The organism is Acinetobacter pullicarnis, from assembly GCF_006352475.1.
GTDB classification, from domain to species: domain Bacteria; phylum Pseudomonadota; class Gammaproteobacteria; order Pseudomonadales; family Moraxellaceae; genus Acinetobacter; species Acinetobacter pullicarnis.
Genome location: NZ_VCMZ01000001.1, coordinates 492,759 through 513,043, shown reverse-complemented (window position 1 = coordinate 513,043; position 20,285 = coordinate 492,759). Strand labels below are relative to the sequence as shown.

General features: G+C 42.2%; 15 protein-coding genes and 2 tRNA genes. 11 read left to right on the top strand and 6 right to left on the bottom strand.

The window, feature by feature from the left end; genetic code table 11:
- Nucleotides 1–48: 48 nt before the first annotated feature.
- The 4 genes from FD716_RS02195 to FD716_RS02180 all read left to right on the top strand — a co-directional run bounded on the left by FD716_RS02195 (nt 49) and on the right by FD716_RS02180 (nt 6,046).
- Complete coding sequence (locus FD716_RS02195) at nt 49–3,717, top strand: Rne/Rng family ribonuclease (protein WP_139850734.1); 3,669 nt, start codon at nt 49–51, stop codon at nt 3,715–3,717.
- A 185-nt stretch (nt 3,718–3,902) separates the two neighbouring features.
- The gene (locus FD716_RS02190) at nt 3,903–5,744 is read left to right on the top strand and encodes a long-chain-acyl-CoA synthetase (protein ID WP_139850733.1); all 1,842 of its coding nucleotides are present in this window, start codon (nt 3,903–3,905) and stop codon (nt 5,742–5,744) included.
- A gap of 131 nt (nt 5,745–5,875) precedes the next feature.
- Nucleotides 5,876–5,951 (top strand) — tRNA-Lys (locus FD716_RS02185).
- A gap of 19 nt (nt 5,952–5,970) precedes the next feature.
- Nucleotides 5,971–6,046 (top strand) — tRNA-Lys (locus FD716_RS02180).
- Between the two features lie 92 nt (nt 6,047–6,138).
- Here FD716_RS02180 and FD716_RS02175 read toward each other — a convergent pair.
- Nucleotides 6,139–6,804, bottom strand: coding sequence for a hypothetical protein (locus FD716_RS02175; protein ID WP_139850732.1), 666 nt, complete (start codon nt 6,802–6,804; stop codon nt 6,139–6,141).
- A gap of 362 nt (nt 6,805–7,166) precedes the next feature.
- Here FD716_RS02175 and FD716_RS02170 point away from each other — a divergent pair, with 362 nt between their 5' ends.
- Nucleotides 7,167–7,430 (top strand): PspC domain-containing protein, encoded by a 264-nt coding sequence (locus FD716_RS02170; RefSeq protein ID WP_139850731.1) that lies wholly within the window; start codon nt 7,167–7,169, stop codon nt 7,428–7,430.
- Nucleotides 7,431–7,528: 98 nt separating this feature from the next.
- Here FD716_RS02170 and FD716_RS02165 read toward each other — a convergent pair whose 3' ends face one another.
- Together FD716_RS02165 and FD716_RS02160 are read right to left on the bottom strand one after the other, a co-directional pair.
- Entirely contained in the window at nt 7,529–7,999 is a 471-nt protein-coding gene (locus FD716_RS02165; RefSeq protein WP_139850730.1) for an OsmC family protein, read from the bottom strand.
- Nucleotides 8,000–8,156: 157 nt separating this feature from the next.
- Nucleotides 8,157–9,644 (bottom strand): FAD-binding protein, encoded by a 1,488-nt coding sequence (locus FD716_RS02160; protein ID WP_171476978.1) that lies wholly within the window; start codon nt 9,642–9,644, stop codon nt 8,157–8,159.
- Nucleotides 9,645–10,066: 422 nt separating this feature from the next.
- On the opposite strand from FD716_RS02160, the gene FD716_RS02155 reads away from it, so the two are divergent.
- The 5 genes from FD716_RS02155 to FD716_RS02135 all read left to right on the top strand — a co-directional run bounded on the left by FD716_RS02155 (nt 10,067) and on the right by FD716_RS02135 (nt 16,599).
- Nucleotides 10,067–11,479: an SLC13 family permease gene (locus FD716_RS02155; RefSeq protein ID WP_139850729.1), complete on the top strand. Its 1,413-nt coding sequence runs from the start codon at nt 10,067–10,069 to the stop codon at nt 11,477–11,479.
- A gap of 180 nt (nt 11,480–11,659) precedes the next feature.
- Nucleotides 11,660–12,655: a glycine--tRNA ligase subunit alpha gene (gene glyQ, locus FD716_RS02150; protein WP_139850728.1), complete on the top strand. Its 996-nt coding sequence runs from the start codon at nt 11,660–11,662 to the stop codon at nt 12,653–12,655.
- Nucleotides 12,652–14,721 carry a glycine--tRNA ligase subunit beta gene (gene glyS / locus FD716_RS02145; protein WP_139850727.1) on the top strand — a complete coding sequence of 690 codons (2,070 nt, stop codon included), beginning with the start codon at nt 12,652–12,654 and terminating at the stop codon, nt 14,719–14,721. Before glyQ ends, glyS begins: the two co-directional genes overlap by 4 nt.
- A gap of 287 nt (nt 14,722–15,008) precedes the next feature.
- Nucleotides 15,009–15,395: a hypothetical protein gene (locus FD716_RS02140; protein ID WP_139850726.1), complete on the top strand. Its 387-nt coding sequence runs from the start codon at nt 15,009–15,011 to the stop codon at nt 15,393–15,395.
- Between the two features lie 292 nt (nt 15,396–15,687).
- A complete protein-coding gene (locus FD716_RS02135; protein WP_139853589.1) occupies nt 15,688–16,599 on the top strand; it encodes a TIGR01777 family oxidoreductase in 912 nt (303 codons plus the stop codon).
- 109 nt (nt 16,600–16,708) lie between these two features.
- On the opposite strand, the gene FD716_RS02130 is transcribed toward FD716_RS02135, so the two are convergent.
- Nucleotides 16,709–16,996 (bottom strand): hypothetical protein, encoded by a 288-nt coding sequence (locus FD716_RS02130; protein WP_139850725.1) that lies wholly within the window; start codon nt 16,994–16,996, stop codon nt 16,709–16,711.
- 266 nt (nt 16,997–17,262) lie between these two features.
- Between FD716_RS02130 and FD716_RS02125 the strand changes: the two genes are divergently transcribed.
- Nucleotides 17,263–17,823 carry a hypothetical protein gene (locus tag FD716_RS02125; protein ID WP_139850724.1) on the top strand — a complete coding sequence of 187 codons (561 nt, stop codon included), beginning with the start codon at nt 17,263–17,265 and terminating at the stop codon, nt 17,821–17,823.
- A 57-nt stretch (nt 17,824–17,880) separates the two neighbouring features.
- Here FD716_RS02125 and FD716_RS02120 read toward each other — a convergent pair whose 3' ends face one another.
- Both FD716_RS02120 and FD716_RS02115 read right to left on the bottom strand, forming a co-directional pair.
- A complete protein-coding gene (locus tag FD716_RS02120; RefSeq protein WP_139850723.1) occupies nt 17,881–18,834 on the bottom strand; it encodes a 2-hydroxyacid dehydrogenase in 954 nt (317 codons plus the stop codon).
- 28 nt (nt 18,835–18,862) lie between these two features.
- The gene (locus tag FD716_RS02115; protein WP_139850722.1) at nt 18,863–20,128 is read right to left on the bottom strand and encodes a hypothetical protein; all 1,266 of its coding nucleotides are present in this window, start codon (nt 20,126–20,128) and stop codon (nt 18,863–18,865) included.
- Nucleotides 20,129–20,285: the final 157 nt, after the last annotated feature.

The following is a 20,285-nucleotide window of genomic DNA, read 5'->3' as shown; positions in this document are numbered from 1 at the left end:
CTGCTTAAAACAATTTGTTGGTGTGAATCACTATTAGGTGTTACACCCATGAAACGTATGTTGATCAATGCAACACATGCCGAAGAAGTTCGCGTTGCACTTATTACTGGTCACCGTCTTTACGATTTTGATTTAGAAAATCGTACCCGTGAACAAAAAAAAGCCAATATCTACAAAGGTCATGTGACTCGCGTAGAACCATCGCTTGAAGCTGTATTCGTTGAATATGGTGCTGGGCGTCAAGGTTTTTTATCGATGCGAGAAATTGCTAACTCGTATTACAAAGCTGACCCACGTCAAACCTCAAATATTCGCGAATTGATTACCGAAGGCACTGAGCTTTTAGTCCAAGTTGAGAAAGAAGAGCGCGGTAATAAAGGTGCAGCCCTTTCGACCTTTATCTCATTGGCTGGACGTTATTTGGTCCTTATGCCAAACAACCCGAAAGGTGGTGGCATTAGCCGTCAAATTTCTGGCGCAGTCCGCGACGAATTAAAAGAAATGTTAGCTTCCCTCAATGTCCCACGTGGCATGAGCGTAATTGTACGTACTGCAGGTATTGGTCGTACTCAAGAAGAATTACAACTTGACTTACAACACTTGCTTGACCTTTGGACGCAAATCCAAAGCACAACCAATAGCGGCCCTTCGCCAATGTTGGTACACCAAGAAGCTGGCGTTGTCACTCGCGCTATCCGTGACTATTTACGTGATGATGTGACAGAAATCTTAATTGACAATGAGCAAGCTTATAACGAAGCCTATAACTTCGTAAAAGCAGTGATGCCAAATCAATTAGACAAACTCAAAACCTATACTTTAAATGAGCCTTTATTTGCACACTTTGCAATTGAAAGCCAAATTCAAACGGCTTATGAGCGTGAAGTAAAACTTCCTTCAGGTGGTTCAATCGTTATTGACCAAACCGAAGCGTTGGTTTCAATCGATATCAACTCAGCCAAATCAACACGTGGCCATGATGTTGAAGAAACTGCACTCAGCACCAACCTAGAAGCAGCCGAAGAAATTGCCCGTCAACTTCGTTTGCGTGATATCGGTGGTTTGGTGGTGATCGATTTCATCGACATGAGCAAAGAACGCAATCAACGTATGGTTGAAGCGAAATTACGTGAAGCCACTCAAAGTGACCGTGCACGCATTCAGTTCGGCCAATTGTCTCGTTTCGGTTTAATGGAAATGAGTCGCCAACGTTTACGCCCATCGCTTGAAGAAGCGACTGGTTATGTTTGCCCACGTTGCCACGGTACTGGCATGGTGCGTGACTTACGCTCACTTTCGCTTTCGATTATGCGTAAAGTAGAAGAAATTGCATTACGCGAACGTCGTGGTGAAGTTCAAGTCGAAGTTCCTGTTGAAATTGCAGCTTTCTTGCTCAATGAAAAACGTCATACTTTGGTGTATTTAGAGCAATCTTCAGGTGTTCGTGTGACCGTGCTACCGCACCCGCATTTAGAAACACCACATTATCAAATTTCTTATAATCCGGATGGTTTCGCACCAACCAGTTATGAACGCACAGAAGCAACTCGCTCTAGCGAAAAAGAACTGGGCTATGCTTCATCAGAATGGCATTTAGAAGAAGAAAATAGTGCACAAATTGCTCCAGCAACTGCACAAGCAGCAGCGCCAGCAAATAAAAAACCAGCTGTGGCAGCACAACAGCAACACGCCAGCAAAGCTGTGGCTGCACCAGTGGCACAAGCCACCAATAGCAGCAGTCCTTGCGCATGGTTAGAAAACTTGTTTGTACAAAAACAAGCCAGCACAACAGATCAAAACCGTAATGCAAACAATGCAGCAGCTGCGATTGAACAAATGATTAACAACGGTGCCGTTAGCCGTGGTCAATTTGGGCAAGTCAATCCTGCAACGGGGCGTGAACAGGTTCAAGTGAGTGAGCAAAACAATGCTTATATCAGCGCGAACAACGCAAAAACTGAGCCACGTGAATTTCCAGAGCGATCTGTTGAAAAAGACGAGCGCAACCCGCGTAACAACAATAAAAAACGCACCAAGCAAAAAGAACCACGCGATCAAAACGTTGATTCGAACGTCGATGAGAACCTACAGAGTTCACGTTCAGAACAACGCGTAGATTCACGCCAAGATCAGCGTCAAGACTCACGCCAAGATCAACGTCAGGACTCACGCCAAGATCAACGTCAGGACTCGCGCCAAGATCAACGTCAGGACTCGCGCCAAGATCAGCGTCAGGACTCGCGCCAAGATCAGCGTCAAGACTCACGCCAAGATCAGCGTCAGGACTCACGTCAAGATCAGCGTCAGGACGCTCGTCAAGATGCTCGTCAAGAGCAGCGCGATCAAAAGCGCCCTCAAAGACGCCAGCAAAACAATGAGCAACAATTTGACGCACCGACTGAAAACGTTGTCCCACGCCGTGACCGCAATAGCCCACAGCGTCCTCAACGTCCAACTCGTCAACGCGATCAAACTGTTTTCAATGAGCAAGCGCCATCAAACGTAGCGACTACACCTGTTGTAAATGATCCACAACAACCTGTTGTTGCCATGATTGATGTTCCACGTCATGAAGCGCTCACCACTGCATTGGTCATTAATGTTGATCAACAGCAAAGTGAAATTGTTGCCTTAAACTCGGTTGCTACACCGGTACAACAGCCGCGCGTTGAGACCGCAACTCGTCCAGTTGCTCCAGCTCCTGTCGTCGAACCACGTCCAACTGAAGTTAAAAAACCAGTTGTGGTTGAGAAAGAGGTTGCGCAAGATCCACAGCAACCAGCCGTACGTGCCAGCAATGATCCACGTGCACGTCGTCGCCAACGCGATTTGCCAAAAGCAAAAACGGCAACCGTTGCGAAGCTAAATCCTTCTCAAGTACCGTCACTTGCAAAATACACCGTAGGTAGCTTGATTCGTCATGTTTATGGTGAAGACTGCTCGGTATTGATCGAACAATTCGGCTTAATCCCGACCTTCAACCGTGCGTTAATCAAGTTCACTGATGAGTATGCAGCGACGATCGCGACCGCAACTGAAGTCAACAGTCCAGCTGAAGCAGAGCAAGCGCCTGTAACACGTGATGCTGTTGTGACCAAAGCACAGCTTGAAGTGGCACCTGCTGCAGTTCTTGACTTAACCCCACCATCACCAAGTGCTGAAAACCGCGTTGCGAACGATCCTCGTGAGCGTCGTCGTCTTGCAAAAATGGCTGCAGAACAAGCTTTTGAACAAGCAAAGCAAGTTCAAGCATCAGCCATCGCGCAAACAGCACCGGTTGAAGTCGTGACTGAAGCAGCAGACGTCGTAACAGCAGCACCAGAGACGATTACTGCGCCTGAAACCGTTGTTGTACCAGCCGAAATCGTTGTCGCTGACACGGTCGACACCACTGTAGCACCGGTCGTGACGCCAATTGAAACAACAGTTGAGTCTAGCCCTGCTGTTGTTGTCGCTGAGGAAACTCCAGTCGCAGCTGAAGTTGAAGCCGAAGTGATTGCACCCGTTGTTAAGGCTGAAAAAGCAGCGACGCCAGCGAAGACTCGTGCACAAACCGCAAAAGCAAAAGCAGAGCCAAAACAGCCTGACTTAGCTTTAGCACCAGAAGCCAGCCAAGACGAAAGTGAAGCACTTGCGGCAGATGGAGACAAACTACCTGCACGTCCGCGTCGTCCACGTGGCCGTCCACCAAAAAAAGTAACCCCAGTGGCTGAATAACAATTCGCTTAATTTAAGTCACTTTCTAAAACCTAGTCATTTCGGTGACTAGGTTTTTTTTGTTATTTTGGGCAGATTAGGTTGTTTGCACTAGACGATTCGTCTTAAAAATGCAGGTTGGGCGATGAGTTTCGAATATGAGACTCAAACCTTTAATTGGATGAGCAAAATAAAATAGGATTCATATGAGCCAAACAACACAAAGCGACCTCATTGGCCTCGCAGATGTGGCTGCTAAGCTGCCAAAATTTATCAACAAAGTTCCAAATTTATTGACGGGGTTAAGACAAGCATATTTACGTACACCCAATACACCTGCAGGCTTAGCTTTAGCCTTTGAAAAGGCTGTTAAAAAGCACCCACAAGCCACTGCACTCTTGTTCGAAGAACAGCGATTTAGCTATCAAGCCCTCAATGAATGGGCCAATCAAATTGCGCACTATTATTTATCGATTGGTACACGCAAAGGCGATGTGATTGCCATCATGATGGAAAATCGCAGTGAATTGCTTGCGACTGTGATTGCACTGGCCAAAATTGGTGTGATTTCAGCACTGCTCAATACTTCACAAAGCGGTCAAGTTTTGGCGCACAGCATTAATCTGGTAAAACCATTTGCTGTGATTGTGGGCGATGAATGCCATCAAGCCATACAGGAAGTGCGTGAAGCGCTTTTAGTAGCAGATGACCGACTACATTGGTTTGCAGATCAATACACGCTGATTACGCCAGGACAAGCGCCTGCTGGCTTTATTAACCTCGCCACGCAAATCACCCACTTTCCAAAGTTTAATGTACCAACCACGCAAACCGTTAAAGGTAAAGATGGGCTATTTTACATCTACACCTCTGGTACAACTGGCCTGCCTAAAGCCGTCACTTTTACCAATAGCCGCTGGACCTTGGCCTATGGTACTTATGGTCATGTGCTCAACCTAAACCAAACCGATGTCATGTATTGCACATTACCGCTTTACCATGCCACTGGCATGGTGGTGTGTTGGTGTAGCGCCATTGCAGGCGGTGCAGCCCTCGCCATTCGTCGTAAATATTCAACTTCGGCTTTTTGGAGCGATGTTAAAAAATTCGATGCCTCTGCCATTGGCTATGTTGGTGAATTATGTCGTTATTTGATGGATGCACCTGCCTCAGAACTTGATCGTAAACATCGTGTTCGCAAAATGATTGGCAATGGCATGCGTCCAAACATCTGGAATAAATTCAAACAACGCTTTGCAATTGAAGAAATTTTAGAACTCTACGCATCCAGTGAAGGCAATGTTGGTTTCAGCAATGTTTTCAACTTTGACAATACTGTCGGCTTCTCACCAACGCCTTATGCCATTGTGCAGTTTGATAAAGATAAAAATGAAGCGGTGCGCGATGCCAAAGGCAATTGCATTCGCGTCAAAAAAGGTGAAGTGGGCTTACTGATTGGAAAAATTACCCGTCGTTCACCTTTTGATGGCTATAGCGATCCGGAAAAAAATCGCGCAGTAACCATGAAAAATGTGTTCCATCAGGGAGATGCTTATTTTATGAGTGGCGATTTAGTCCGTGACATCGGCTTCCGTCATGCACAATTTGTTGACCGCTTAGGAGATACCTTCCGCTGGAGAGGTGAAAATGTTTCCACCACCCAAGTCGAAAATATCTGTAGCGACTATGAAAAAATTGCCGAAGCTGTGGTGTATGGGGTTGAAATCCCACATACCAATGGTCGTGCTGGCATGGCAGCCATCACATTGCATGAAGGTGAACAGCTTAACGTGCAAGACTTAACCCAAATGGTGAGCTTATTTAAGCAACATCTCCCGACTTATGCCGTTCCCGTGTTTTTACGTGTACAAAAAGCAGCCGAAACAACGGCAACGTTTAAGTATCAAAAAAATAAATTGAAGGAAGAAGGCTTCGATCCCGCAAAAACCAGCGATAAAATCTTGGTCCTTCTCCCCAATGCAACCGCCTACTGTGCAATTGATGCTGAAATTTTAGACAACATCAGCAACTATAAGTATCGGTTTTAAAGCATATTTGGTTATTTTTTGACGTTTAGAGCATTAAATTGCGCTATTTATAATCAAACACAACAAAGTTTGATAATTTCTACTTGCGCTCGTTTGAGATGTTGCTACAATACGCAACATCAAAACGAGTTGGGTCGTTAGCTCAGTCGGTAGAGCAGTGGACTTTTAATCCATTGGTCCCGCGTTCGAATCGCGGACGACCCACCACTTAATTTGATACTGTTATGGGTCGTTAGCTCAGTCGGTAGAGCAGTGGACTTTTAATCCATTGGTCCCGCGTTCGAATCGCGGACGACCCACCAAATTCGAAAAAGCCTATCTTCTAGATAGGCTTTTTTTATGCATGATATTTGAATGATCTAGACTGATCCGTCAACACATACAGCCACCTTACTTACTTTTCAGCAGGTGTATCTTTTTTAAGGTGATAAGCATAACTTGGTAACGGATATCTATTTTCAAAAAAATCATTATTGATCTTATTTTTATTTAAGGTCTTATCCAAAGCCAGAATTAAATCCTGCTGTAGTCCAATCTGATAAATTAAGTCCGCCCCTTCAATCAAATGCACAATAATCTCATTCGATTCAGCATCATAACTCCATGAGTCTTTGCGGTAGGTTTTCACAATCCCCGTTTTCACACTATAAACCCGACCCAAATGAACGATACTGCGATGTGCACTGCCGTCTGGGAGCAAATTTAAAATATAATCGACATTCCCATCTTCACATTGCAACAGAGAGTCTGCACAGCTCATTTCGGTGTGATAGCGCCCAACGTACTGTAATTGTTGTTCAGAGGCTCGACTGCTGTGCTGATGCGCCTGAGGCTCATGATGATACTTTGGCACGGCTGACTGGCTTACAACATCAATCAGTGTTACTCCACCACCATTGTCTGGCAATGCTTTAGCTTGCTTGGCTGCTGCTGCGCTTTGCTCTTGATTTCGCTTAAGTTCAGACAGCGACGTACTTTGTCTACGCTCACAAGCTGTGAGGAATACGAGTAAAATACTCAAACCCAAGGCACAGCTAAAACGAAAATAAAAAGTACGCATATTTTGCTCACCAAATAGCGGGATGTCTCAATAATTTTTTAATTGACCATTTGATCTAATCATCATCCTATTGAGTTTTAACTTTTCATCAATCATTTACGGAACTTATTTACAAATTTACAAAATATATTGATGAAATATACATTTATCTCTGGCATTAATCCGTGTTTATTAAACAGTACATGTATTTATTTAGATTATCTATCCCCTGATAAATCTCAGATATATGTAAATAAAGCCAAAGTTCATTGTAATATTGGCTTTAAAATTTAAAAAATGTCGCCATTATTAAACTTATACTGAATGATACAAAGCAATTCAGCTACATCCAACCACAACAACGAGAGATCGAGGAGATTTACATGAGAAATAACGGGCTATACCGTTCTAATCAACACAAGATGATCGCTGGCGTGATGGGCGGTATTGCGGAACGTTTTGGTTGGGATGTCACAATATTACGTATTGTCTTTGTTTTAATTTCTATTTTTAGTGCTGGTTTCCCAGGCATCTTGGTTTATTTAATTTTATGGTTTGTCATACCGAAACAAAATTTAAAACTGACTTCGACTGCCGAGCCAATAAATATACGCACCGTCTACGATGAACAGCAATACAAACGCTAAACATCCTCTATAACGAACCAAACAACATTAACCACCAGCCTAAACTCCCTGTAACGCTCGTGGTTTTTTTATCCCTTTTAATTTAAAAGCACGTTTGATTAAACGACAGCAGCAATGGCTTGACGATGCCAAACCGTTTCAATTTTCACACCCGCATCTTTAATCAAATTATAAATTGGGCAACGTGTTGCAACCAAGTTCTTTAGCTGATTTAAGCGCTGCTCAGATTCATCCGTTTCAATGTAAACAATAAAGCTGAGCGTTTGAAAGTGTGATGATATTCCTGCAACGCCATATAACCCACGTAAATCGATGGTGCCATGCGTTTCAAAACGCAATGCAGTAAATTCAAACTTTAATTCTTGCGCAATTAAAGGAATCATCACTGCTTTACAACCATTCAATGCAGCCGTCAAATACTCCAAAGGATTTGCACCAGTATCTTGCCCCCCTAGAGAAGTCGGTTCATCCATGATGATGGGTGCAAAATTACGAATCGTTGAAACAGAAGCGACACCAGAGGTCCACGTGGTTGCGGAACGAACGTGAAGAATTTTTGAATTTGTCATGACACTTCATCTAGATGATTAAAATGAATTGAATCATAAACATAAGCCTCTATGATTCAAAATCATCTTTTTATATAAGCATATAAAAAGATGATAACGTTGATTGGCTTGATTTTACTAAACCCCAAGCCATCTCATGAAAAAAATTCATTCACGATCAACGATAATGCAGATAGAACTGATTATTAAAAATTTCACTCGGATCATATTTCTGCTTTAACTGGAAAAACTGATCAGCTTGCGGATAGGCCAAGCGCATGTTCTCGCGGCTAATATGCAAACGATAAGGTAAATAAAAGGTTCCCTTATTTTGAATGGCCACCTCAAACAATTGATTGGTGAGTCGTTGCATTTCCTGTTCTTGTGCGGGATTTTTCTGCTGATTAAATAAAAACACCAAACCAAATACTGGCTCCCGTGCATAATTCATAAAGGCATCATGATCAGGTTTCACCTCACGCAAGGTGATATTGAGTAAATCTATTTTTGAAGCCTGCAAAATCGGTTTGATTTGTTTTATAAACGAACTTAGATTTTGCTCTGGAATAAAATACTCATGTAATAAATCAGTAGAGTTTGGATCTTTATTCTCGATAAGGGATGCATGTTCATCTAAGATTTCGTTGCGACTAAATACAGACAATGGGATGACTTTATTAAGGCTACTTTCTAGATCCCAGCGCAGTCGTTTTCCATATTCACTGTCTGCCGAACCCCGAAATACAATCCGCTTTAATTCAGTATTACTGTTGCGCTGTGCATCTAAGCTGGCTGGTTTTTCAGGGCTTTGCTCAAAATAATTTAAACTGGCCTGCTCTAAAAAATGCTTATTGGAAATACGCAAACGCCCATAAGCAAACTGCACTTTGGGATTATCTGTGACGTAGCGTTGATATTGAGCGACAAAATCTGCTGGGTCTACTGCAACTGAATGAAAATTCAAAGCCGCATTATCAACCACCTTCAGTTTTACATCTAAAATCACTCCAAATAAACCATAGCCACCGAGCGCCAATTTAAAAAGTTCAGGATTTTCAGTCCGACTACAATTTAAGATTTCACCTTGAGCATTCATTAGAGTAAAAGAAATCACACTCGATGACAGTGGTGGTGAATTCTTTTGCCAGCCATGCCCATTAACACTCATCGAACCGCCAATCGAAAAATTACTAAAAGATTGCATCACCGCAATCGATTTTCCATAACCATCTAAATAGGCAATCGCATCCTGCCATAATGCCCCAGAACCAATACTTAAAATATTGCTTTGCGGATCAAACTGCATCTGTTTATAAGGCAGCATATTCAACACAATCCCATCGGGATAAATGCTGTGCCCACCCATACTGTGCTGCGCACCTGCAATCGATACTTTTAAATGCTTGGCTTTGGCTTCACTGAGTAACGCGCGTATTTGCGCTCGCATGGCTTCTGGTTCTGCTGGAATATCCACGACTTTATAAACTTTGGTTAAGTTTAACTGACTGGCATCATTGCTATAACCTGCTGCCAATGGCACTTGCGGCAGTTGTTGATTGAGCTTGGTACGCAGTAAATGTATGGCTGGAATTAAAATCAGCACACAGAGCACAATCAACGTGCTCCATAAAATATATTTTTTATAACGATTAAAAATGAGTGGCATCTTATGTTTTTCATTATGAATCATTAATGCGCTATCTTATATCTGAATCCGCTTTTTATGAAATCTGGAATAAGAGCAGCTGACATCCCCAACCGAATAGCCTTATTTCAATTATTTATTAATTATCGGCGCTGACGACTTAGTTAGACCACAAGACCCAATCTACGACTTTAGCCTTAGTTAACACAGATACACTCGCCTTAGCCCACAACCGTAAAACAGCCCACTTAAAAGCAACAAACAACTGATTTTTAAATAGATACTTCACTCAACGCGCTAAATCAATGTGCCATTTTTTTTGACTTACTGTTCAAATATAAATCAATAAAATAGTTAGAAACCCTTCAAAAACAATTATTTCATTATATTTTACGTGGCTAAAACGGTAACATTGGCAGCATTTTTGTCTCTTGGGGTTTTTCATGACAGACACGCATACTGCGTCTCCTTCCGACATGATGCCGAAAGGTATAGTCAAAGGTTGGATATTAATCGTTGTTGCGGCACTTGTTTCGTATGCACTGTATAACTTCCTGCCTTATGAAGAAAATGCCAATAAAGGCTTAGCACTGTTGGCATTCATTGGTATCTTATGGCTTACAGAAGCCATTCATATCACCGTTACTGCATTATTGGTTCCAATCCTTGCTGTTTTAATGGCAATGCCGATTGAGAGCGCGGGACAATTTAAACCCATCAGCACCAAAGCCGCATTTGCGACTTTTGCTGATCCAATTATCTTTTTATTTTTTGGTGGTTTTGCCTTAGCTACAGCGCTGCATATTCAAAAACTCGACCGCAAAATTGCAATGTGGATTATCTCCATGTCTGGTGGGCATTTGGGTGTGTCCGTCTTGGCTATTTTCTTGGTCACCGCTGTCTTGTCCATGTGGATCTCAAATACCGCGACTGCTGCGATGATGTTGCCTCTAGCACTCGGTATTCTGTCCCATTTAGATGCAAAAAAAGAACGTAATACTTTTGTCTTTATCCTTTTAGGGATTGCTTATTCTGCCAGTATTGGTGGGCTGGGAACTTTAGTCGGTTCACCGCCCAATGCCATTGCAGCCAAAGCACTCGGCTATGATTTTAGCGATTGGATGAAAATCGGTTTACCGATGATGCTGATCCTACTTCCAGCGATGCTGGTGAGTTTGTATATCATCTTGCGTCCAAAGTTAAATCACAAAGTGCATTTTGAAACAGAAGATATTCCATGGAATCGCGCGCGTGTATTAACCATGATTCTGTTTGTTTCTACAGCCGTTGCTTGGATTTTCAGTAGCTCCCTCACTGACGCTTTCGGCATTAGCCAGCCAGATACCTGGGTTGCTGTCGCTGCCGCATCTTTGGTGGTGATTTTAGGAACGGCTAGCTGGAAACAGATTTCAGACAATACTGACTGGGGCGTTTTATTCTTATTTGGTGGTGGTTTAACCCTAAGTGCCATCTTAAAAGATTCAGGCAGTTCCTTGGTCTTGGGACAAACCCTTGCCAATACGTTTGGTGATACTTCACCATTTCTGATTATTTTTGCAGTGACTGTATTTATTATTTTCTTAACTGAATTTACCAGTAACACTGCTTCAGCAGCCCTGTTGGTTCCTGTTTTTGCTGCAATTGCAGATCAAATGGGGATGCCAAAAGAAATCTTAGTCATCGTCATTGGGATCGGTGCATCTTGTGCCTTTATGCTGCCGGTTGCGACACCACCGAATGCGATTGTGTTTGGTACTGGTCTGATTCGCCAATCTGAAATGGTTAAGGTTGGTATGTTACTGAATATTCTATGTATTTTCATTATATCAACCTTCGTCTATTGGTTCTTCATCTAGATAGATGCAATAAATAAACGACGTCTAAGGTCAAATTAGTCCAATCTTGCTCAAGATTGCGCATTAATTTCAACCAAAAAAGCCTCACAGCATGCTGTGGGGCTTTTTTAACCTTTGCCACCCAACCGCAAAATCCTTATACTTGAACGCAATTTTTCGCTAATTTTAAATGGATGCACCATGAGTCGCGCCATATCGCATATCGATACTTTTCAAGGCCTCATTATGGCCTTACAAAACTACTGGGCTGAACAAGGCTGCGTCGTTTTACAACCCTATGACATGGAAATGGGTGCAGGAACCTTTCACACTGCAACCTTTCTACGTGCGCTTGGGCCAGAAACATGGAATGCGGCTTATGTGCAACCATCACGTCGCCCGAATGACGGTCGTTATGGCGAAAATCCAAACCGCCTACAGCACTACTACCAATTCCAAGTCGTGCTTAAACCGAACCCAGACAACATCCAACAATTGTACTTAGACTCGCTCAAAGCCATTGGTATTGACACCTTGGTACATGATGTTCGCTTTGTCGAAGACAACTGGGAATCTCCAACACTTGGCGCTTGGGGCCTCGGTTGGGAAGTCTGGTTAAATGGAATGGAGGTGACACAATTTACTTACTTCCAGCAAGTGGGTGGAGTTGAATGCTATCCCGTGACAGGCGAAATCACCTATGGTCTAGAACGTCTGGCCATGTATTTACAAGGTGTTGATTCAGTTTATGACTTGGTATGGACCAAAGGCCAATTCGGTACCGTGACCTATGGTGATGTGTTCCATCAAAATGAAGTGGAACAATCTACCTATAACTTTGAATATGCGCCGATTGCAGAACTATTCAAACTCTTCGATTTCTATGAAGTTGAAGCCAATCGCTTAATGGAAGCCAAACTGCCATTGCCAGCCTATGAACAAGTGATCAAAGCGTCGCATAGCTTTAACTTGCTTGATGCGCGTGGTGCAATTTCAGTGACGGAGCGTCAACGTTATATTTTACGTGTGCGTACCTTGGCACGTGCCATTGCACAAAGCTATGTGCAAGCCCGTGCTGAACTCGGCTTCCCAATGGCTGAACCGCATTTACGTGATGAAGTTTTGGCACAGATGAAAGCCCTCGCAGACAGCGAAACTGCCAAAGCACAGGCCAATTCAGCGGAGAATAAAGCATGAGCCAACATACCGTTTTATTCGAACTCGGTTGTGAAGAACTCCCACCGAAAAGCTTAAAAAAATTACGTGATGCGCTAAAAGCAGAAACCAGCAAAGGCTTAAACGACGCAGGTCTCGCTTTTGCTGCAATCGAAGCGTATGCCGCCCCGCGTCGTCTTGCCCTTAAAATTGTAGATGTTGATGGTGCACAAGCAGATACCCAAAAACGTTTTGATGGCCCTGCCCTACAAGCGGCCTATGACAGCGAAGGCAAGCCGACCAAAGCGCTTGATGGCTTTATGCGTGGTCAAGGCATTACAGCTGATCAAGTTTCAACGTTCCAAGCCGGTAAAGTAGAAAAAGTCTGCTATTTAAAAGACGTTAAAGGTCAAAGCCTTGATGTACTTTTACCGCAAATTTTGCAAACCGCATTGGACAACTTACCAATTGCAAAACGCATGCGTTCTGCGGCAAGTCGTACCGAATTTGTTCGCCCAGTCAAATGGGTATTGTTGCTCAAAGATGATCAGGTCATCGAAGCCAACATCCAAGATCACGCAACGGGCAATCTGACCTATGGCCATCGTTTCCATGCACCTGAAGCAATCAGTTTAAAACACCCAAATGATTATTTAGCTGCATTGCGCCAAGCCAAAGTCATCGCAGATTTTGAAGAACGTCAACAGATCATCGACGGTCAAGTTAAAGCCTTGGCTGACGAAGTCAATGCGATTGCAATTGTGCCAGACGACTTACGTGATGAAGTGACAGCATTGGTTGAATGGCCAGTGGCTTTACGTGCCAGTTTTGAAGAACGCTTCCTTGCGGTACCACAAGAAGCCCTGATCACTACCATGCAAGACAACCAAAAATATTTCTGTTTGGTTGATGGCAACAACAAACTACAGCCTTATTTTATTACTGTTTCCAATATTGAATCTAAAGATCCAATTCAAATTATTGAAGGCAATGAAAAAGTTGTACGTCCTCGTTTGTCGGATGCAGAATTCTTCTTCTTGCAAGATCAAAAACAACCATTGGCCAGTCGTCAAGATAAGCTTGCCAATATGGTGTTCCAAGCACAATTGGGTACTTTGTGGGACAAATCAACGCGTATTGCGAAATTGGCTGCAGCCATCAGCCCAATTTCAGGTGCAAATCCTGCGGATGCTGAAAAAGCAGCACTTCTTGCAAAATGTGACCTGACTTCTGAATTGGTCGGTGAGTTCCCTGAACTTCAAGGCATTGCAGGTACTTATTACGCCCGTATTGAGGGTGAAAACAATGAAGTTGCCCAAGCATTAGGTGAGCAGTATTTACCTAAATTTGCGGGTGATGTGCTACCAGCAACCAAAACGGGAACCACATTGGCACTGGCAGATCGCCTAGATACCTTGGTGGGTATTTTCGGGATTGGTCAAGCACCGACAGGTTCTAAAGACCCATTTGCATTACGTCGTTCTGCCATTGGTATTTTGCGTCTGATCACTGAAAATAATTTAGAGGTCACGATTGATCAATTGATCGATCTTGCACTCGACGCTTATGGCAGTGTGATCCAAGATCCAAGCAAAACTAAAAATGATGCCAGTGCCTTCCTACAAGGTCGTTATCGTGCCAAATATGAAGACCAAGGCGTTGCAGTCGATGTGATTCAAGCGGTGCAAGCCATGTCTCCGAATTCACCGCTCGATTTTGATAAACGTGTTAATGCAGTGAATCATTTCCGTAACCTGCCAGAAGCAGCAGCTTTAGCAGCAGCCAACAAACGTGTTGCCAATATCTTAGCCAAAGAAGCAGCCCCGACTGGTGCAGTAGTTGAAACGGCATTGGTTGAAGCCACTGAAAAAGCGCTCTATAGCGAGCTACAAGCACTTGAGCCTGTGGTACAGCCACTCTTGGCAGCCAAAGATTACACCGCAGCATTGTCTAAGTTAGCAGCATTACGCGCACCGATTGATGCCTTCTTTGACAATGTTATGGTCATGGCAGACGATGCTGAACTCAAAGCCAACCGCCTACGTTTATTGGCGCAGCTGCGTGGTTTATTTACCAGCGTTGCGGATATTTCTGTGTTACAGCATTAATCCTCACTCGCGAAAGCGCAAAGCCTTCAATAAACAATCAACCCCGCTCTCAATCAGCGGGGTTTTTCTTAAATCATCCAGCTCAATTTGGCGCTGTGTGCTGTTCTTTTTCGGTTCACTATATTTTTCAGTATTGACGATTGCTGAAATATATTGAAAGGATTATTGACTGCTTGCGACTATTTTCCTTGGCATCTTGTGCTTTTTCGATTTTTAATAAAATCGCTCGGTTTAAATATTTTCCAATAACCGCTAAGCTAAACGATCCCCAACACGATAGAAATAAAATGAGATTTAATAAAATATGCTTGGCCAGCATCTTAACGGGTCTTAGCCTGACCGCATGTACCACGACGACCATCCATTCCAATACGCCAGTCGTACTGGAACAACATAAAAACATTCAAGCAGAACCCAACACCAAAAATAATCAAGCACGCCTCATTCAGCAAAAAGACAATTGCGTTATTGAGTTCACTGGAAATTTTGAAATGGGGCAAGCTACCGAATATTGGATTTTCAAAGGTGATCAACTGCTTTCTGCCTATACTCGCATTCATGCTGACACTGAACAATTCCAAAATGTTTTTGATGTTCACAATGCTGTACAGCAACAGAATTTTAAAATTCTACAAAAAAACTTTAAAAAATCAAATCTGGCTAAATGCAGTTAAGCGCTTCACATGCTTGTCCCCGCATTGCTAAGCTGGAATGTAGGGATGATTACTTTGAATGGCTATAATTATTTTTTAAGTTTTAACTTCAGCCGATCCAATTAAATGGTCAAATAAAGTGTAATGGGTTGATCTAAAAAGTTGATGCTAGGTTAAATATTTCATTCCTTACTCCAGTCTAAAAAACCAATTTGCGCAGCATTTTATACCACCTGATACAGTGTGTTTTTTGATCATTGCATTCCATTCTATTGACCGCTATAGATAGAGGAAACAAGGATGAGCAGTGCAAATGAAGCAAAATACGGTATTGATCACAGGAGCAACAGGCTTTATTGGTTCACATTTAATTCAATATTTATTAGCACGGCATTATTGGGTCATTGGGCTAACTCGCCGTACAAACCCACCATTTCAGCATAAAAATCTCGTTTGGATTCAACACCTACATCAATTAGAACCCTTACAAATCGATTATGTAATTAACCTTGCTGGTGAGAATATTGCTCAAAAACGTTGGACCAAATGCCGTAAACAGCAATTGCTCGATAGCCGTATTGATGCCACGCATGCACTCTATCTTTATTTAGAGCAACATAAAATTTATCCCAAACGAATTATTTCGGGTTCTGCTGTTGGTTATTACGGCATTGATACCACAGAACAGTGGCAAGCCTCCTGCGATGAGCAATCTAAAGGCCAAGCCATTTTTATGTCTGAACTCTGTCAATATTGGGAGCTTTCCGCCTTAAGTTTTAGCAAGCAAAAAACCAAAATTATTCGCATGGGTGTGGTCTTGGCTGCAGATGGCGGTATTTTAAAACAGATGCTTATTCCGATTAAAATGAATCTGTTTGGTCGCATCAGTCATGGTCTACAGCCATTGGTCTGGGTACATATTCAAGATGTTTTGGGTGCAATTGAATTGCTCATGCACAGTGAAAGTACCCAGAAAATTTATAATCTGGTCGCCCCGAGCCAAAATACTCAACAGGACTTTGCACAGCTTGCGGCACAACTGCTTAAACGTAAGCCAAGGATGGAATTACCCGCTTGGCTGTTAAAACTGCTATTAGGTGAACAATCCCAATTGATTTTAAATGGCCAATTTGTGCATGCCAAGGCGCTCGAAACTGAGGGCTATCAGTTTCAATATCCACAGTTATTTGGTGCGCTTTATGAAATACTGAAACATAAAAAATAGCTTAATATTAACGACCTATGCTCTTCCACATCATTGTAGTGTGTATTCTGAGCAAGTCATTTTTATAATATTTAATATAAAATGAGAGTATTTATTGTTAGGTTAGGAACTAAATATAATCAGCTAAAATAACTGCAGCTTTATTATCTTCTAGTTCTGCAATTGAAATAGAATAAAATTTACTTTCAGGTTGTTTGATTAAGCTTCTTGTATTACTTATTGTTTTATTCTGATCATTATTATCAGAAACTAATCGATGTAAATCTATGCAGTTATTATCAGTATCGTCTGCAGAACAACTAAATTCAGAAATATAACCATTAATTTGTATGGTTTCTGCATAAAGCGCAGATGTACCCATCAGCAATACTAAAGTTGAAATTCTTAGATATTTCACTTTGCGCACCTCACTTTAAGTGAAACTTGATCATGAGATATTTAATTCTTTTTAAACAGTTTCTTATTGTTGCTTAATTTATTGTTTTTTATATTTTTTATACTAAACATTCACTTTTATAGGTATTATATTTATCTTCAAAATTAAGCAACGATTTATTTAATTTACAATGTGATTTAATCGATATTTCAAAATATGACTTATTTAAAAGATACCGTTGAATATATGCTGTATGTCACCTTATTCTATTTTTTAGGTAAATATTTATGCGTTGGATAAAAAACACGTTTATTGCAGCAGTATTCGGTTCAAGTGCACTGTGCTTTGCGGTATCACCCGAAGTGAAGCCAATAACACCAGCAACAGCGGAAACACCAGCAACAACGGTAAAAGCCCCACCAGCCTATGGTGATAATCCGAATATCTTTAAAGTTTTAGCGCATAAAACCCAGGAAAAAGTTCAACATACTGCAGAGAAAGTGGAGGATGCAACTGAAACGGGTCTTGCCAAAATTAAACCCAAAGTGAACCAGGCTTGGGATGCTGTGACAGGCGGTGAAGCACAAAATGTACCAATCGAACAAAAGCCACTCAATCAGTCTTCAAATAATACGCCAGCGCCCAAACCTAATCCTGTTGCACCCGCTGCGATTGTACAACCACCGATAACACCCAACATTCCAGCCAAGTCAAATGCTGAAACACAGCAACCTGCGAGTGCGACAACCGAGGCTTCACCAGCAGGAAGTACGATGCCAGCAGCACCCCGCTTACCAACACCGCCCAAGACAGCAGAAGTTGTTCCCAATAAAGTCTTTTTTCTTTAAAACGGGAATTCGCTGTTTCGGCTGCGGTTAAAGGGGTTAGGATCGGAATAACTGATTTCAGTTCACTTGACGAAGTGCTTTGCCTTGGCTAAATGCTTGCATATTTTCAACCATTTGATTCACGATACGCTGTCTGGCATCGACGCTGCCCCATGCACTATGTGGGGTAATAATCAGATTTGGCACATCGCCTGACAATAAAATATGATTGGCTGGTGGGGGTTCAATACTGAGTACATCAATTGCCGCACCCGCAATCTGGCCTTGGGTTAATGCCGTCACCAAAGCCGCTTCATTGACGATACCACCACGCGCACAGTTGATTAAAAAAGCGCTGGTTTTCATGGCGGTAAAGGCTGGTGTATCAATCAAATCACGCGTTTGTTCCGTCAACGGGCAATGTAATGTGAGAAAATCCACTTGCGGTAACAATTCAGCCAAAGCTACACGGTCAGCGCTGTGCGGACGATGTGGTAAGGCTGCGACCAAAACATTCATCCCAAAAGCTTTGGCAATGGCTGCAACGGCTTGGCCGAGTTCGCCATAGCCCACAATACCAAGCGTTTTATTGGCCAACTCTACAATTGGGAAATCGAGCAAGCAAAACTGCGTCGAGGTTGACCAATATCCATCGCGAACTGCACGATCATATTTAAGTAAGGAAGTCGCCAAGGCCAACATCAGTGCAAAGGTATGCTGTGCAACTGCAGCCGTGCCGTAGCCTTGACAGTTGGATACCACAATGCCTTGCAGTTTTGCTTGCTGCAGATCAACGTTATTGGTACCTGTTGCAGAGATCAAAATCAGCTTTAACTGTGGACAATGCAGTAGCATTTCACGGTCAATCACCACCTTATTGGTGATGACGACATCAGCATCTGCAATACGCGCTAAGCTTTGTTCAGAAGTACTGGCTGAATAATATTTCAGCTCAGTAAAAAGTACTGCTAATGCATTGAAATCTAAATCATTTTGGTCCAAAGACGCATGGTCTAAAAATACAGCTTTCATGCCTTACTCCTGTATCTCGACGTTCAGATTATTGAATCCAGAATTTAGTCTGCTCAATGATATCTTCGCTATCAAAGTAGCACTGACCTTCGTCACTACGCATATTCAATTGCTTATAGGTTATTGCACAGAATTCACTATAGACCTTAATAATAATTGGCGTCATATCTAGGCTTAGAGGTGCATTGAGCTTAAATAACTTAATCACACGCCTTTCATTCATCGCAATAAAATAACGCTCATTATTGACTTCAACCTGCGCCAGTCCAGTTTGTTTGACTTGTAATGGAATAATATATTTACCATTAATATCAATAACATCTTGTGGATAGCTTTCTATTTTTTGGGTGATAATGTTAAAAACCAATACCTGTCCCAAATCATCATGCAGTTGGGTTTTTTTCTCAAGCGATAAATTGACTTGAATGCCAAGCTTTTGTAAGTCTTGTTCATCGACACGTTTATTGCTCAGCAGAATGCGCGTAATCGTCTGTTTTAAATGGCTATCAAAAAACTGATTATCCAGTTGCAAATCACGACCTTTTAAAATCTTGCCCAAGGCCTCATTGTGACCGCCAAGTAAGCGCGCAATCACACTGCGATAATAAAACTTGCTGTTCTTTTTCACCTCACGCATTTGCTTGTAAAAATACGTCGGTTCAAATTCACGTTCAATAAAATCATGCAATAACGCAGAACTCGCCAATACTGCAATCACATCGTGCCCGGTATAAGGCAAATGCAGCGTATGTAATGCTGAGGCTGGGATGACGGCTTGTATTTTTAAATAGTGCTCACGGTCATGATCAAAATAAGGATCATAAATAATGATATATTCGCAATCGCTTGCTAAGTCTTGCGTTTGAATCCGCATATCAGCATGCAAATCAATATCATAAAAATCGCTATAACGGCGATCTTCAACTTCTTCTGGATCAATCGAATACTGAGGCACCATCGCAACAACACGCTTGAGGCCAAGTAATTTCGAATACTTAATTGCGGCATAACCGCCCATTGAACCGCCATATCCAACAATACGTTGAAACTGCTGTAAAATTGGAGCAAGTTCTAACATTAAAGCCTGCATACTGTCAGCAGGAAACCAGGATTTCTGTTTAGGCATTATGCCAATCACAGCATAGTCATATTTAATTAATGATTTTTCAGCATTAATCAGCGTCCCTTTGGCACGCGTAATTAAATCACCAAAAGAAATCACCAAGGTCTTCGAAGTACCTTTTAAATAAATTGCTCTGATATGATCATCTTCAAAAATAATTTGCTTATCCATGGCAACACCGAAAAAGGTTAATGACAATCCTTATTTGCTTTGAATGATACATAAACACCGCAACTTAAAGCCAAGAGGTCTATTTTAGCCATGCCAAGCAGATAAAAAAGCACATTATCTTCCACATTGTCAGAAAACCAAAGGCAAATCCGCTTTT